The sequence below is a fragment of the Thermovenabulum sp. genome, assembly GCF_049701175.1.
Classification (GTDB): domain Bacteria; phylum Bacillota; class Thermosediminibacteria; order Thermosediminibacterales; family Thermosediminibacteraceae; genus Thermovenabulum.
Genome location: NZ_JBNATW010000026.1, coordinates 1 through 14,789 on the forward strand (window position 1 = coordinate 1; position 14,789 = coordinate 14,789).

At 35.0% G+C, this 14,789-nt stretch carries 12 protein-coding genes and 3 pseudogenes; 6 read left to right on the forward strand and 9 right to left on the reverse strand.

Annotated elements, in window-relative coordinates; genetic code table 11:
- The first annotated feature begins 95 nt into the window (after positions 1-95).
- Complete coding sequence (locus ACPLVF_RS09170; RefSeq protein ID WP_424907536.1) at positions 96-1,424, forward strand: transglutaminase domain-containing protein; 1,329 nt, start codon at positions 96-98, stop codon at positions 1,422-1,424.
- 299 nt (positions 1,425-1,723) lie between these two features.
- On the opposite strand, the gene ACPLVF_RS09175 is transcribed toward ACPLVF_RS09170, so the two are convergent.
- The 9 genes and pseudogenes from ACPLVF_RS09175 to ACPLVF_RS09215 all read right to left on the reverse strand — a co-directional run bounded on the left by ACPLVF_RS09175 (position 1,724) and on the right by ACPLVF_RS09215 (position 9,425).
- Positions 1,724-2,479, reverse strand: coding sequence for a fumarylacetoacetate hydrolase family protein (locus ACPLVF_RS09175; RefSeq protein ID WP_424907537.1), 756 nt, complete (start codon positions 2,477-2,479; stop codon positions 1,724-1,726).
- A gap of 65 nt (positions 2,480-2,544) precedes the next feature.
- Positions 2,545-2,989: pseudogene (locus ACPLVF_RS09180) on the reverse strand (S-ribosylhomocysteine lyase).
- Between the two features lie 144 nt (positions 2,990-3,133).
- Positions 3,134-4,507: a sugar phosphate nucleotidyltransferase gene (locus tag ACPLVF_RS09185; protein ID WP_424907538.1), complete on the reverse strand. Its 1,374-nt coding sequence runs from the start codon at positions 4,505-4,507 to the stop codon at positions 3,134-3,136.
- A gap of 49 nt (positions 4,508-4,556) precedes the next feature.
- Positions 4,557-5,867, reverse strand: a complete 1,311-nt coding sequence (locus ACPLVF_RS09190; protein WP_424907539.1) for a 6-phospho-beta-glucosidase — start codon at positions 5,865-5,867, stop codon at positions 4,557-4,559.
- Positions 5,860-6,201 carry a PTS lactose/cellobiose transporter subunit IIA gene (locus ACPLVF_RS09195; protein WP_424907540.1) on the reverse strand — a complete coding sequence of 114 codons (342 nt, stop codon included), beginning with the start codon at positions 6,199-6,201 and terminating at the stop codon, positions 5,860-5,862. Before ACPLVF_RS09195 ends, ACPLVF_RS09190 begins: the two co-directional genes overlap by 8 nt.
- A complete protein-coding gene (locus tag ACPLVF_RS09200; protein WP_424907541.1) occupies positions 6,191-6,517 on the reverse strand; it encodes a PTS sugar transporter subunit IIB in 327 nt (108 codons plus the stop codon). Before ACPLVF_RS09200 ends, ACPLVF_RS09195 begins: the two co-directional genes overlap by 11 nt.
- Before the next feature lie 15 nt (positions 6,518-6,532).
- Positions 6,533-7,768, reverse strand: a complete 1,236-nt coding sequence (locus tag ACPLVF_RS09205; protein WP_424907542.1) for a PTS sugar transporter subunit IIC — start codon at positions 7,766-7,768, stop codon at positions 6,533-6,535.
- A gap of 162 nt (positions 7,769-7,930) precedes the next feature.
- The gene (locus ACPLVF_RS09210) at positions 7,931-8,674 is read right to left on the reverse strand and encodes a 2-phosphosulfolactate phosphatase (RefSeq protein WP_424907543.1); all 744 of its coding nucleotides are present in this window, start codon (positions 8,672-8,674) and stop codon (positions 7,931-7,933) included.
- Complete coding sequence (locus ACPLVF_RS09215; RefSeq protein WP_424907544.1) at positions 8,634-9,425, reverse strand: acyl-[acyl-carrier-protein] thioesterase; 792 nt, start codon at positions 9,423-9,425, stop codon at positions 8,634-8,636. The genes ACPLVF_RS09210 and ACPLVF_RS09215 overlap by 41 nt, the downstream gene beginning before the upstream one ends.
- Positions 9,426-9,685: 260 nt before the next feature.
- Between ACPLVF_RS09215 and clcA the strand changes: the two genes are divergently transcribed.
- From clcA to ACPLVF_RS09240, 5 genes and pseudogenes are all read left to right on the forward strand, one after another.
- On the forward strand, positions 9,686-11,251 hold the full coding sequence (gene clcA / locus ACPLVF_RS09220; RefSeq protein WP_424907545.1) for a H(+)/Cl(-) exchange transporter ClcA: 1,566 nt from the start codon (positions 9,686-9,688) through the stop codon (positions 11,249-11,251).
- 592 nt (positions 11,252-11,843) lie between these two features.
- Positions 11,844-12,194 (forward strand): annotated as a pseudogene (locus ACPLVF_RS09225) (ATP-binding cassette domain-containing protein); the annotation flags it as partial.
- A 74-nt stretch (positions 12,195-12,268) separates the two neighbouring features.
- A complete protein-coding gene (locus ACPLVF_RS09230) occupies positions 12,269-12,562 on the forward strand; it encodes a hypothetical protein (protein WP_424907546.1) in 294 nt (97 codons plus the stop codon).
- 25 nt (positions 12,563-12,587) lie between these two features.
- Positions 12,588-13,283, forward strand: a pseudogene (locus ACPLVF_RS09235) (response regulator transcription factor).
- Positions 13,280-14,725, forward strand: a complete 1,446-nt coding sequence (locus tag ACPLVF_RS09240) for a sensor histidine kinase (RefSeq protein ID WP_424907547.1) — start codon at positions 13,280-13,282, stop codon at positions 14,723-14,725. Before ACPLVF_RS09235 ends, ACPLVF_RS09240 begins: the two are co-directional and overlap by 4 nt.
- Positions 14,726-14,789 lie beyond the last annotated feature (64 nt).

Consider the following 14,789-nt stretch of genomic DNA (forward strand, 5'->3'; position numbering starts at 1 on the left):
TGTTGGGGCTGGGACAACCTGAAAGGCGGTAAAAAATACCCCAGCCTTCCAAACTTGTGCAGTTTTGCACAGTTTGGATGACCAGGATTCGAAAAATGGAGTTTATGAATGTTAAGCTTCCAGAGGAAATTGCTCGTGAAGAATATTTAGGAAATTTTGAACAAGCAAATCATATTATTGAAAGATGGCTTGAAAGAAGATTACCAAATGACCTTAAAATGAGATTACTTTTTGAAAAAGAACGAGTAAAAAGGCTTTTAAAGAATTATCCTTATGATGAGGAGACAGCTATTAACAAAGCAAGAGAGCTTATAGATAATTTTACAAATGAAGAATTTTATACTCTGCTTGATAAAGGATTTTTGGATTACATAATGGTTGATGGCAGAAGGATGTATGAGGAAAGATTTGTTCAGAATATTGCTTATGCGATTCCGGATTACCAGAAAAGGATGAAAAAAGACCAAAGTAGAGAACAGGCACGAAATCTTAATGATAATAGGTTACGAGAACTTCTGAATGGCGATAAGCCAAAAGAGTATAAGATTCATGCTAAAATTTCTCTAAAAATTGTAGAACACATCGAGGAAGAGAAAGTAAAAGTTTGGTTGCCATTTCCAAAAGAAGAATTTCAGCAGAAAGATGTAAAACTTATTTCAGCAAGTCACGAAAAATATTTTTTAGCACCTTCTAATGTGCCTCAAAGAACAATCTATTTTGAAGGTAAAAAGGATGATGAATATTTTGTAGAATTCGAATATGTTATAAAAGAATGGGTAAATACAGTTATTCCAGCAAATACTGAAGAAATAAATAATTATGATTTTCTATCAGAGGAACCGCCACATATAATTTTTACACCATATTTAAAGAAACTTGCTAAAGAAATAGTAGGAGATGAGAAAAATCCATATCTAAAAGCAAAGAAGATATACGATTGGATAACCTTAAATGTTAACTACTCTTATGTACATCCTTATGCATTATATGAAAATATTTCTGAATTTGTTGCATGTAATTTAAAAGGAGACTGTGGATTTCAAGCGTTGTTATTTATAACTCTTTGCAGGATTGCAGGTATCCCTGCTAGATGGCAATCAGGCTGGTATATAACCCCATTCTTAGCGTCACCGCATGATTGGGCTTTATTCTTTATACCGCCTTATGGATGGCTTCCTGCCGATCTATCTTTTGGTGGACGTTATAAAAACAATCAAGAATTAAGAGAATTTTATTTTGGTAATCTTGATGCCTTTAGAATGGTGGCAAATTCTGATTTTATGAAAGATTTTACTCCCAAGAAAGTATTCTGGCGTAGTGATCCATGTGATAATCAGGTTGGTGAAGCAGAAACAGAGCATAAAAATATTTATGGTTTTAAATATGAGATTCAAGTTTTAGGTTTTAAAGAAATACAGAGATAGAGATGACTTAGATAAATTGGAAAAAAATATAAAGGAAATGGCTGAGATATGCAGGAGCAATGGAAAAGAATTGTGGCCTATGGTTAAAACTCATAAAAGCACCTTTTTATAATAGATGCGGGAAGCAAGTGCTTTGGTTTAGATAAAGGGGCGCACGGGGTTTCTCTAACAAGGGGCTATGGCATGAAAAATAATAAGAAAGTTTTTCCTGAGGGGCTTTATTTTAGAAGGAAAGAGCTGCTATTATATAATTTTAGGGAGCATTCATGTGAATGTGCTCCCTAAACTCCAAAACTTTTTTATTCTTTCACTACATTCTTCAAAGTGCCTATCCCTTCTATTTCTACTTCCACCACATCTCCTGGCTTTATAGGGCCAACCCCAGAAGGAGTTCCCGTTAAAATCACATCGCCGGGAAGTAGGGTCATCACAGAAGATATAAAGGCAACAATACTCGGGATTTTAAAAATAAGGTTAGCAGTAGAGGATTGCTGTTTTACCTCACCATTCAGCAAAAGTTTTATTGAAAGGTTGCTGGGGTCCAAATCGGTCTCAATCCATGGGCCTAACGGGCAGAACGTATTAAAGGATTTACTGCGGGTCCACTGACCGTCTTTTTTCTGCAGGTCTCTTGCCGTTACATCATTGGCGCATGTGTAGCCGAAGATGTATTCGAAAGCTTTTTCTTCTTTTATATTATAGGCTTCTTTGCCGATGATAATTGCAAGTTCCGCTTCGTAATCTACTCGCTTAGATGCCCTGGGAAGTATAATTTCTTCATGAGGACCTATTACGGTGGTAGGAGGCTTAATAAATATTATTGGTTCGTCGGGCACCTCGAGTTTAAATTCCCGGGCATGATCGGCATAGTTAAGCCCCAAACAAACTATTTTGGAAGGCTCAGCCGGAGCTAATAATTTTACTTCTTTTAAAGGAATGGACTCACCATTAAACTTTGTTTCGATAAAAGGTGGGGTTGACAGAGGTCTAAGATTTTCACCCACCAGTAATCCCCACTGGATGTGCCCATTATGAGAAAATCTACAAAAACGCATTATATTACCCCCAAAAACTTATTTTTAATTATTTTTAATTAATAATTATTTTTAATTAAATTAGATCATTCAAGGATTGAAATACCCTGATCTAAAATTCTCCGGGCAATTTCTTTTGCATCTTCTAAAGAATGGTCTTTGAAATTACCGCATTGTATTTCATTTGCCGCTGGTACCTCTTTTGATTCTAATACTTTTTTTAATGAGTTCTCTACCGCTTTTTTAATTTCTTCTAAAGGTGTCTTATTAAATTTAATAAGATAAAAACCCGCCCTGCATCCCATTGGTGAAACATCAATAACTTTACAATTCACCCCTTAAAAATCTGGCCAGCAGATGCTCTAAGGTATGAATTCCCCCGGTTGATATACTTCCGCTATTGGGTGTGATAAATCTAATATCATATTTTGCTATAATGTCCCCTTTTTCTCCTTCTTCAACGGCTGCTAACCGGACATAGGGCGCTTTTACCTTTGTATGATCCAATTCAAAGCTTTCCACCCTTGCCATAATGAACCTCCTTTTGAAGAAAAACGTTTAAATCCTATATTTCTTCAAAAATTATAAAATCCCTTTTAGAATTGATAAATTTCAGAAAGTAAATAGTAAAAGGTTTTACAAATATACTCTTTGGTGGAGAATGTTTGTTTTAAATTACCATCCATACTTTTCTGGACCCCAGCGTTTAATTACTTTTTCCTGTTTTACAATGATTAATGAATTAGAAGGAATATCTTCTTCTATTATTGCACCAGGGCCTATAGCGCAATTAATTCCTACTTTTACACCAGGGAGAAAGATATTTCCTACCCCGGTTCTAGTATGATCCCCTATAAACACTGCATTGCTATAAGTATTTGGAAGTTCATTTCTCCCATTAATTTTGTGAATGGTCTGAAGGTCATCAAATCTTAATGAACCTGTAAGACATCCCGCGGCAATATCAGTGTAACTACCAATTATACCATACATTTCAGAGTTATGTATAATACTTACTCCATCAAAGGTGATACCGCAAAATTCAGCATTGAATCCAATCCTATTATTATTTCCAATAGTAGAATAAGGTCCGATTTTACAATAATCTGTAATTCTGCTATTATTACCAATAACTACTTTTCCCTCGATTATTGCTCCATTATCTATTAAAGTATTATTACCAATCCATACATCTCCTTTTATAATTACATTTTTACCTATTTTACTTTTTTCACCTAAATATATTTTGCCAGAAATGACGGCGGAAGGGTCAATAGAAGTTTTGCTATTTAGGATAGAATCATCGATTCTATCAAATATTTCATCAATAGCTATTTTATTTGCTTCCATGATATGCCATGGTTTATCGATATCTACTAAAAATCCCTCAACTTCACAGGCTAAAACCTTTTTATTATCTTCAATCATCATCTGTATGCTTTGCTCTAAAAAAGACTCTTTTGGTGGCATTCCTCCGACACAAACATTTTTCATAAACCCTGGATTTATTTCTAAATATTTTTTTAGTTCTTTATTTATTATAAAAACATTTGCGAGTTTATAATTTACATAATTACTTCTTGGATGACCATAAATAGCTCTTACTTCTCCATTATTAACATATGCGCATATATGATCAATCGAACGTTCATTATCTTTTAGATGTTTTGTTAGCACTGAAGGTAATTTTTCTTTAAGAAATTGATTATAAATCTTAAGAATACTTGAATCATCTACAAAAGTATCGCCGTAAATAACAAGGAAATCATCGTTTAAGTTTTTTACAGCTTTATATAAACTTTTTGCAGTCCCTTCGGGCTTTTCTTCTTCAAAAATATTTATTCCTTTAATATTTTTTAAACAATATTTTACCATCTGAGAATAGTAACTTGTAACTACAATTATTTTTCTAAGATTTATCTTTTTTAACTGCTCAATAATTCTTATAATATTTGGTTTATTTCCAATAGGAATGCAGCATTTTTGCCACCAATCACTATAAGGCCATATCTTTTTGCCATAACCAGAGCACAGAACTATACCAATCAATTTTTCCTCAACCCCCTTTAATGGTATAAATTAAAGCCGGCAAAGCCGGCTAATTATTATAAAACTGGGGAAGGTAGTTCTTATTTTCTTTCAAAATCTCATCAAGTATTTTTTTTGCTATTTCTGCAGATGGTATTAACGGATGTAGGGTCAAAGCTTGCAATGCCGTATAATAATCTCCCTTTACTGCTGCTTCAATAGTCAATTCTTCGTAAGCTTTTACAATTTGCATTAAACCCCTTATCTTTGCAGGCACATGCCCTATTTGTATGGGATGTGCTCCTCTTTTATCTATAATACAGTTAGTTTCTATTACTGCATCTTCAGGTAAATCTAATATTGTCCCATTATTTTTAACGTTTACTACCTGGACATCCTTTTTATCATTTATAATGGAATTTATTAAATTACATGCTGCGTCCGAGTAAAGAGCCCCCCCTCTTTTTTCTAATTGGGGTGGTTTTGTGTCAAGATGTGGGTCTTTATACAGTTCAAAAAGCTCTTTTTCAATTTTCTTTACAAGCTGTGCACGTGTTCCTTCTTTTAGGGCTATTTCTTTTTCCTCTGCAATCATTCTATCCGTTAAATAATAATATTTATGATAGGGGCATGGCAGCATTTGTAGAGATTTTATAAAATCTGGATCCCAATCAAAATCCGGTATATTTTTTAAAGCTCCAGCTTTTTTTATATAAGATTCTAAAAATTTTTCTGTTACGTCTTCGCTTTTTATAAAAACCTTCATACCCCATATTAGATGATTTAATCCGGCGAATTGTATATATACCTTATCCATATCTACATTGTAAATCCCGGCTACCATATTTATCATATTAATCGGGACATTACACAACCCAATTGCTTTTACGTTTGTTAATTTCAAAATGGTTTCAGTTACTATACCTGAAGGATTGGTAAAATTTATCAAAAATGCATTAGGTGAAATTTCTTCAATATCTTTACATATGTCTAAAATTACCGGTATTGTTCTTAATGCATTTGCAAAACCACCAGCTCCTGTTGTCTCTTGACCTATGGTATTATACTTTAAGGGTATTTTCTCATCTAAAATTCTTGCATCAATTCCTCCAACTCTAAATTGGGTAATTATAAAATCCGCTCCATTGATAGCATCTTTTCGATCAAATGTAGATGTAATTTTAATATTAAGCCTCGATTTTTTTATCATTCGTTCTGATAAATTTTTTATTATTTCTAATTTTTCCGTTCCTTCTGGAATATCTACAAGACAAATTTCTCTAATAAGAATCTCATCTTTTCTTTTGATGAACCCTTCAATCAGTTCTGGGGTGTAGCTGGAGCCGCCTCCAATAACGACAACTTTTAGACCTTCAGTCATTTAGAATCCTTCTTTCAATAAACTTATTTGATGTAAAAATTTTATAAAACTCTATTAATTCTTCGATTAAATCCTTTGCAAGCATAGTATTCATTAAATGGTCTTCAGCATGTATTAAAAGCAAATTCAGCTCTTGCCTCTGACCTTGAGCTTCCTTTTGAAGTATTTCGGTTTGAATATGGTGAGCTTTTAAAAGTTCTTCCTTAGCTTCCTTAATCAACTCTTCGGCTTTAGAAAAATTTTTCTGTTTGGCTGCATTTAATGCTTCAAAACATTTTGATTTAGCATTTCCTGAATGAGCTATAATGGTGAAAATTATTTTTTCAAGATCCACTTAAATCACCTTTTTTCTTTATTAGATCTAATGCAAGTTCTAATGCTTTTTTCCCATCTACCAATCCATATACGTGGAGAGGAATAAAAGCAAAAGGTTTTTTATGTGCATTACAGACCTCAGATATCATTTTTTCTTTAAATTTAACCTGAGGGCCTAATAAAATTACATCAAAGTTGTCCGCAACCTTATCTAAATCTTCAACCGGATATGCCTCAATGAAAACATCATCATTGCAGTTTTGTGCCTCTTTTTTCATTTTTTCTACCAATAAGCTTGTAGACATTCCTGCATTGCACAAAAGCAGTATTTTCATAATTTATCACCTTTCTTACTTTTTTTGTTCTAATTCTTTCAGTCTTTCTCTTTCTGTAGCTTTAAAAAAGGGATAATATATTGCTGCAGCAATTATGATTTCAATTGCACTCCATACTCCAGCCTTCCAATCTCCTCCTGTTATTAAATATGGACCGATTATTGCAGGCATTGTCCAGGGGACAGAAGCCACCGGTTTTCCTATAATATTTAAAGCCATAAGCACGTAAGTTCCAACTGTAAGAACAAGAGGTGTCAAAATATAAGGTATCATCATTAAAGGATTAAAGACGATTGGGAATCCAAAAGTAACCGGTTCGTTTATTTCAAATATTCCTGAAGGTAAAGCTACTTTACCCAATGTTCTCAATCCTTCATCTTTAGATTTTAGCATTAAAAATACAAGAGCAAGGGTGGCACCTGTACCGCCTATATTTATAAATAAGTCGATAAATCCAGAAGCTGTGATATAAGGAATAGGTTTTCCTGCCATGAATGCCTGTGCATTTTCAGTCAAATACTGCATAAATATCGGCATTCCTACTGCAGACATTACTGAATCCCCATGAATTCCAACTGTCCATAATAAACATATAAAAAACACATACACTAATATTCCAGGAAGTGTATTCAGAGCAAAAACAATTGGCCTAAAGAGCATATTAATGAATTCTGTTATATCGAAATTTAAAACTACGCGGATAATCCAGAGAACTACAATAATAAAAATCAAAGGGATTAAACCAACAAATGAATTAGCAATAGCTGGTGGAACATTTTCTGGAAGCTTTATGACAAGATTTCTTTTTACAAAGTATTTTTGCACTTCTATACAAAAAATTGAAACTAATAATGCTGTAAAGAGACCAACAGAGCCAAACCTATCAAGATTAAGAGTGTAATCAGTATTCACTTGAAGAAGGAAAAAGCCTACAAGAGACATCAAAGCCCCCATTATAGTATCTTGTCCATATTCCTTTGCCAGGTTGAAACCCATTCCAATTGCAGCAATTACTGAAAGAACACCGAAAGTTACATTTATCGGTACAGAAAGCATTGCATTGTAGTTTTCCATAATTTTGTCCCAGTTCGGCAATGGAAGCGAGGATATAATTAAAAATATACTCCCCGCAATTGTAAAAGGGACTGTCAGCATTATGCCATTTCTTATTCCCCTTAAATGTTTTTCTTCTCCGATTTTTGCAAGAGGCGGAATAACGTAACGGTTCATAAAATCAATAAAACCGCCCAAATAAAAGACCCCCCTTTAATAAAGTCTAAGCTTACTATATAAATATGTGATATATAAAATCTTAATTCCAAATTTGAAATGTTTATCCAAAAATAAAAAAATTCCTGAAGTAGCAGGGATTTCCGCACATCAGGAATTTTTTTATTCGACAGGTCTTTACCATTACACTTTACTAAGCACACAGTTTTTTTTATCATACAATGGGACACAGGATAGAATATCCTTTTTAAGGCAGTAAAATAAATCTTCTTCAAAACCTAATTCCAAAAGTTTTTTATAATGTCCAGCATGTGAGATTAAATTTTTAAGGTTATTTTTATTTGACGAATAAAGTTCCCTACATACAAAAGCCAGATCTGAAAGTTCAACGGGGTAATTATGATTTTCCATCTCTCTAATAATGCCATCTATTATACAGCCTGCACATACGCCATCATCCAAAGAGAATTCTCCCAAAGTTCCCGCACAAACGAATGAGATAAAATAAATTTTTGTAGTAAAAACTATCTCTACTACCTTTTTAGCCACTGCAGAAGCATTTAAAAAACAACCAATCAAAATATGCTCAGCACTTTGAGAAGCCTTTATAGCTTTAGTACCGTTACTTGTAGTGAGGATAACGGTTTTACCGGCTATAAACTCTTTTTTATACTCAAGCGGCGAATTTCCAAAGTTGAAACCGGGTATTTTTACCATATTTCTTTCTCCGCCTAAAACAACATCTCCTTTTAACTTTTTTGCAGTGTAAAAAGCTTCTTCAACCGAAATTGCAGGAATAACCATTTTTGCCCCATTATTTAAAGCGGTCGTTATTGTACTTGTTGCTCTTAAGACATCTATTATTATTGCAATTTTTCCATTCAATTTAGTTACACTTTGGGCAGTTGGATAAAATTCTATACGCATTGTGACCTCCTTTAAAAAAACTTTCCAAAAGACATAATTCATTTCCATCCTCATCCACAATTTTTTGGAGGTATATAATATCTTTATTAACAAATACAGCTTGGCTTAAGACTTTAATGGTTTTACCATATGTTGTTTCTTTTTCATATCTAACTTTAAGCCTGTGGAGGTTATAATTTAAAATGATTTCCAAGGGAATGGCTTCAAGTGCCCAGGAAACATATTTTACATTGTTTACATGATGGTTTGTATCTAAGTCACAATACCTTACGTCAAATTGTTTTTCTAAATCTACGTTAGAAAGTTCTTTTGGGTCTTCAATAGGTAAGACATCGTTTTTATCACTATTTACATTATATACTTTATATATGTAGTCATTTATCTTTACCGGTCTTTTTTTATCTGTGTTTATTAAAATCCACTGAGATTTGGCATTAACAATTTCTAAACCGTTATTATCTTTTATGTCAAACCATCTATAAGCGTAGAATTTTTTAAAAAAATACGGTTCTGTTTTTATTATTATCTTTTCATTAAAGAGGGGATACCTATCAACCTTTACGTCCCACCTTAGAAGAACCCATGCTAACTTATTTTCCTTTAAATAATCAATTCCTACCCCCATTTTTTCGCTCTGTACAAAAGCTATGTCGTTGAAATAGTTTAAGAGGCTTGTAATGGATGCCTTTTTTTGACTGTTTACATCATAATAATGTATTCGGTATTCCATTTCAAATGGAGTTGGACACATGTTATTACCTCCATGAATTTCTAATAAGATTTCAGAGAAAATGCTTAAATCGTATATTTCTTCAAAAATTGCGAAATTCCTTTTTGTTTTTATAAAATAAAATTTGATTTTTGGACTGCTGTGTAAAAAAAATGAAAAAATAAAATGGTTATTATGCTAAAATAATAGATGTAGACAATAAAAAAATAAATAGTCACGGAGGACCGATGGTTTTGAAGTAATGAGAATAAAAAATTCTTTAAATTTTGAGGTGTAATCTTATGAATTCTAATAATGTGCATATTTATAAATTATTAATACATAAAAATAAGTTCAAAATCAATGTCATACTTTTTAGTTTAATTACAGGTTTACTATCTGGATTTATTGTAATTTTATATAGAATAGCTATAGAAAATGCAAATATGATAAGGGAAAAAATATATCATGATGTTGTTAAAAGCAATTTACCTTTTGGGATAGCCCTTATGGTTTTAATTTCCTTTATTATAAGCTTTCTTGTGAAAAAGGAACCTTTAATTAGTGGAAGTGGAATTCCTCAGGTTAGAGCGTTAATTTTAAGACAAATAGAACAGAATTGGTTAAAAACTATAGTTATGAAATTTATAGGTGGGGTATTAAGTATAGGTGCTGGTCTTTCGCTGGGTAGGGAAGGTCCATCGATACAATTAGGAGCATCTATGGGACAGGGTGTTAGTTTATTATTTAAAAAGACAAAAGTAGAAGAAAGGTATTTAATAACAGCTGGAGCAAGTGCAGGACTTGCTGCTGCTTTTAATGCCCCGCTTGCAGGTGTAATCTTTGCTCTTGAAGAACTACATAAAAATTTTTCCCCTATTGTTCTTCTTTCATCGATGTCTGCTGCTATAATGGCAGATTTTATATCGAAAAAATTTTTTGGACTAAAACCCATATTTGATTTTAAAAATATCAGCCCGTTGCCATTAAATAATTATTTTTTGTTAGTAATTTTTGGGATTATAATAGGTATTTTTGGTTATATATTTAATGTCTTTCTAATAAAGTCGCTAAACATATATTCTAAGTTTAATAAAGTGCCTTTTAGTATTAAAATGATGTTTCCAATAGCCCTTTCAGGACTTTTGATGTTTATTTTGCCCAATGTCCTCGGTGGTGGCCACAATCTTATAGTTTCTATTATTAATGATAACAATACTTTATTGTTTTTATCTATATTATTTATAGTAAAATTTGTCTTTACTATGATAAGCTATGGTTCAGGTGCTCCAGGAGGGATTTTTCTACCGCTACTTGCAATTGGCGCTATAATAGGGGCCATATATAGTAAGATTGCTATTAGCTACTTTGGAATAAGTAATATTTTTTATAAAAATTTTATAATTTTAGGTATGGCTGGTTATTTTACAGCTATTGTTCGTGCGCCTATTACTGGTAGTATATTGATTACTGAAATGACGGGATCTTTTACTCATTTGTTGTCATTAATAACAGTTTCTATAGTTTCGTATATTACAGCTGAAATATTAGGTTCGAAGCCTATTTATGAAGAACTGTTAGATAGAATTTTATCCAATAAGAAAAGTATTCCATTGAAAGAAAGTAATAAAAAAACGTTATTAGAAATATGTGTATGTACTGGTTCAGAACTGGAAAGGAAAAAGGTAAAAGAAATAAAATGGCCTTCGAATTGTCTTCTTGTTGCAATCAGAAGAGGTGAAAAAGAGATAATACCTAAAGGAAATACCTTAATATATGAAGGGGATTATCTAATAATTTTAACTGATGAAACATATGCACCGATTGTAAAAGAATCATTATTGAAAATGGCTTGTAGTTTAAATTAGTTTTATGATAAAGTATGTGAAGCTATTTATAAAGGTGACCTACAAAGCATTCAAGAAACATTAAAAGGGGCGTTAAAAAAAGTTAGAGGTAACCAGAGAAAAAGAATCCTTAAACTTTTTAAACTATATTGCGGAGAATTGGGAAGGGATAGTTAACATAGAAGCAATCGAACGTCTTTGGACGATAGAAGGGCAGATACAGCACAATGTAGGAAGGAGAATGAAGAGGCTTGGGGCAAGATGGAGCATATTAAATAATAGGTTGTGGGTCCGACTGGAAATATTTTGCCGACCCTTTCTTGCCGGACGTTTCTTTTGTAATAGACAGAATAAATTCCGGAGCCAGTGAAATAGATTATGAAAAATACATAAAAATTGAAATGTATAAGTCCAGAAGGAAAAAAGTAATGGCAAACGCCACTTTTGTATGGTGGCGTTTTTTAGTTTTGCTTTATAACTTTATAAATTCTTTATTAATTCGGGTTATTATCTTTATAAAAATAAAAGTAGTTTTCAAAAGATGATTAAACTCCTTTTAAGTTCGGCTAAATCCGGTAAATCTTCCAAAATTTCGATAGAAAGGATGGTAAGATTGGCAGAGTATATTCTTGAAACCAGAAATCTTAGAAAATACTACCGGAGGCAGTTAGTGGTTAAAGATGTCTCGCTGCGCGTTCCGGCAGGGTCTATATACGGTCTCATCGGTCCTAATGGTGCGGGCAAATCAACGATTTTAAAGCTGCTGACGGGTTTGTTGCATCCCGATGGGGGAGAAATAATTGTCTTCGGTGAGCTCTGGCAGAGAAAGCACCTGGCGCATATCGGAGCGTTAATAGAATTTCCGGCCATTTACGGGAACCTTACTGCAGCGGAAAACCTTCTGATTCACACCAAATTGATGGGATTGCCCGGGGGCGTTATAGATGAAGTGCTGGGCTTATTACGGCCACCCTTATATTACAGTTTAGTGCCATGCCGCTGCTTGCCCTTCATATCTGGATTGGCTTTGCACGGGGTATGGGCGTATCTTGCGGCCTCGGCGGCGCCGGCGTCCTTATAGCTTCTTTAATGGCCACGAGCCTTGGAGATACGGTGTGGCCGTTGGTTCCATGGGCATGGCCGGTGCGCATGTCCATGCTTCCCGGGATTTATTTACCCGGTGTGATACTACCACCTCATTTTAAATCTTTACGGTTTATCCTTGAACAAAGCCTGAAAGGTATAATTCCCGCCGCGGTGTTCTTTACGATGATGCTGGTGGGGGGATTGGTGTGGTTTAATAAATGGGAGTGCGGAAAGACTTACGATTGATTATGCGGTCTGGAGGTGATGCCGGTTGAGCAGGATACTCATAATCGATGATGAAGAGGAGCTGGTCAGCCTTTTAAAGGATTCTCTGGAAAAAAAGGGTCACACGGTGTGGACAGCTTTAAATGGAGAAGAAGGTATCAAAAAAGCTCGACAACAGCCGGACTTAATTATACTGGATATCATGATGCCGGAGGTGGACGGATTCGATGTCTGCAGGTGTATCAGGGATGAGGTTTTGTGCCCCATTATTTTTCTAAGCGCTAAGCAGTCGGAAACCGACAGGATTAAGGGTCTTGCTCTGGGAGGAGATGATTATGTGGTAAAACCCTTCAGTCTGGGCGAGCTTACGGCAAGGATTGAAGCCCACCTCCGGCGTGAAAATAGGGCTTTATACCTGAATACCTGCGGGAGAAGGACGCTGATCAGCTTTAAAAATCTCACGGTAGATTTGAAGGAACGGCAGGTAAGGATAAACGGTAGTTTGATTGCGCTCACAAAAAGGGAGTTCGATATAGTAGAGCTGTTATCCCTGCACCCCGGTCAGGTATTTTCAAAAGATCAGATCTATGAAAAAATCTAGGGTTATGATGCAGAAGGGGATTCCTCCACCGTAGCGGAGCACGTGAAAAATATAAGGGCGAAGTTTGCCAAAGCCGACCCAAACACCGAATATATTTCTACCGTGTGGGGTATCGGCTACAGGTGGGAGAAAATAAGATGATGGAAAAAAAGCTTTTAAAGTCTCAATTTATTATCAGTTTCATACTCATACTTGTATTCAGTTTCACCGCCACCGTAGCCACATATTTTTTAGGCTTTGTATTGTATAAAAAAATCGAATACAAAAACATGTACCCGGCCAATTATTTTGAGAAAAAAATCCCCGAAATAGAGGAGCATATTAGAAAAAGCGGGGTGTCAATCATAAGCCGCGCAGGTCGAGCGGCTCTTGAGAAAATCATTCCCGCCGAAGGTATCTCCTACCAGGTGATGGATAGTTTTGGTCGTCGGATTTACGGAACTGATGAAGGGTTAATCGTAGAGGACCAGGGCCAGCTTCGCAGGAAAATAAACACCACTTTTAGCTTAAAGGGAAAGTACATCCGGTTGGTGCCGGTAATTGATCAGGAAGGGAAAATAGCGGGAGCCGTATCTCTTTCTTATTCCCTGGCGCCTACTTACCGTAGCCTATTTGATAAAATGTGGATTTCCTTTATATTTGTCGCCGTCATATTTTCCCCGTTTTTTCATGTAATCCTTTACACCTGGATGTTTGCAAGGATCTTTTCCAAAAATATTGCAAAACCTTTAAATCTGCTCATAGAGGCGTCGGAGAAAATAGGTGAGAAAAACCTGGATTTCGTCATCGACTATGACGCACCTAACGAACTGGGACGGCTCTGTAAAGCATTTAATGAGATGAAGGGCGAGCTTGAAAAATCGCTGGTTTTACAGTGGAGGATGGAGCAGCAGAGGCGGGAAATGCTGGAAGCACTGACCCATGACCTTAAAACACCGGTTTCCATAATTAAGGGGTATGCAGAAGCCCTTATGGAAGGTGACCAGCAAAACAACGACAAGATTTGCAGATATTTAAACATAATTAAGGAAAATGCCGATAAGATTACAGCTTTTGTTAATAAAATAAGGTATGTTTCTGAACTGGAATTTTCTGATTTTAAACTGGAACCCGAACCGGTTGACATAAAAGTCTTTATCTTAAAGAAAGAGGAAGGTTACTGGCTGCTTTCCCAAAAGAAAAATATCAAAATTTATACAAACGTATGCGATGCAAGGCCTTGTGAGGCACCATGCTTGATAGATAAAGAAAAGCTTGAAAGAATACTGGACAATATAGTCACGAACAGTATTCGCTTTACTCCGAATTCGGGACGCATTAACATTGATGTGACGATAAAAGACGACAGATTATACTTTCGGATTTGCGATACCGGAAAAGGCTTCAGTCCCAAAGACCTGGCACATATCTTCGATAGATTCTATAGAGGTGATAGTGCACGAAATTCGGAGGGCGAACACATGGGCCTCGGGCTTTATATTGCCGGAAAACTCGTGGAAGCGCACGGAGGTGCTATAAAGGCCTTTAACCGTCCAGAAGGCGGAGCCTGCGTAGCCTTTGACATAGCAGTTTGCCGTAATTGATTATAGAGCAAAAAGCCGGTAGAGTATATTGACAAAACAGGATTACAGTTGTAATATTAAATTA

Bases quoted from the DNA above. Each gene is read 5' to 3' on its own strand.
- ACPLVF_RS09170 (WP_424907536.1), top strand. From the start codon at position 96: ATGGAGTTTATGAATGTTAAGCTTCCAGAGGAAATTGCTCGTGAAGAA.
- ACPLVF_RS09175 (WP_424907537.1), bottom strand. From the start codon at position 2,479: ATGCGTTTTTGTAGATTTTCTCATAATGGGCACATCCAGTGGGGATTA.
- ACPLVF_RS09190 (WP_424907539.1), bottom strand. From the start codon at position 5,867: ATGACTGAAGGTCTAAAAGTTGTCGTTATTGGAGGCGGCTCCAGCTAC.
- ACPLVF_RS09200 (WP_424907541.1), bottom strand. From the start codon at position 6,517: ATGAAAATACTGCTTTTGTGCAATGCAGGAATGTCTACAAGCTTATTG.
- ACPLVF_RS09210 (WP_424907543.1), bottom strand. From the start codon at position 8,674: ATGCGTATAGAATTTTATCCAACTGCCCAAAGTGTAACTAAATTGAAT.
- ACPLVF_RS09215 (WP_424907544.1), bottom strand. From the start codon at position 9,425: ATGTGTCCAACTCCATTTGAAATGGAATACCGAATACATTATTATGAT.
- clcA (WP_424907545.1), top strand. From the start codon at position 9,686: ATGAATTCTAATAATGTGCATATTTATAAATTATTAATACATAAAAAT.
- ACPLVF_RS09230 (WP_424907546.1), top strand. From the start codon at position 12,269: ATGGGCGTATCTTGCGGCCTCGGCGGCGCCGGCGTCCTTATAGCTTCT.
- ACPLVF_RS09240 (WP_424907547.1), top strand. From the start codon at position 13,280: ATGATGGAAAAAAAGCTTTTAAAGTCTCAATTTATTATCAGTTTCATA.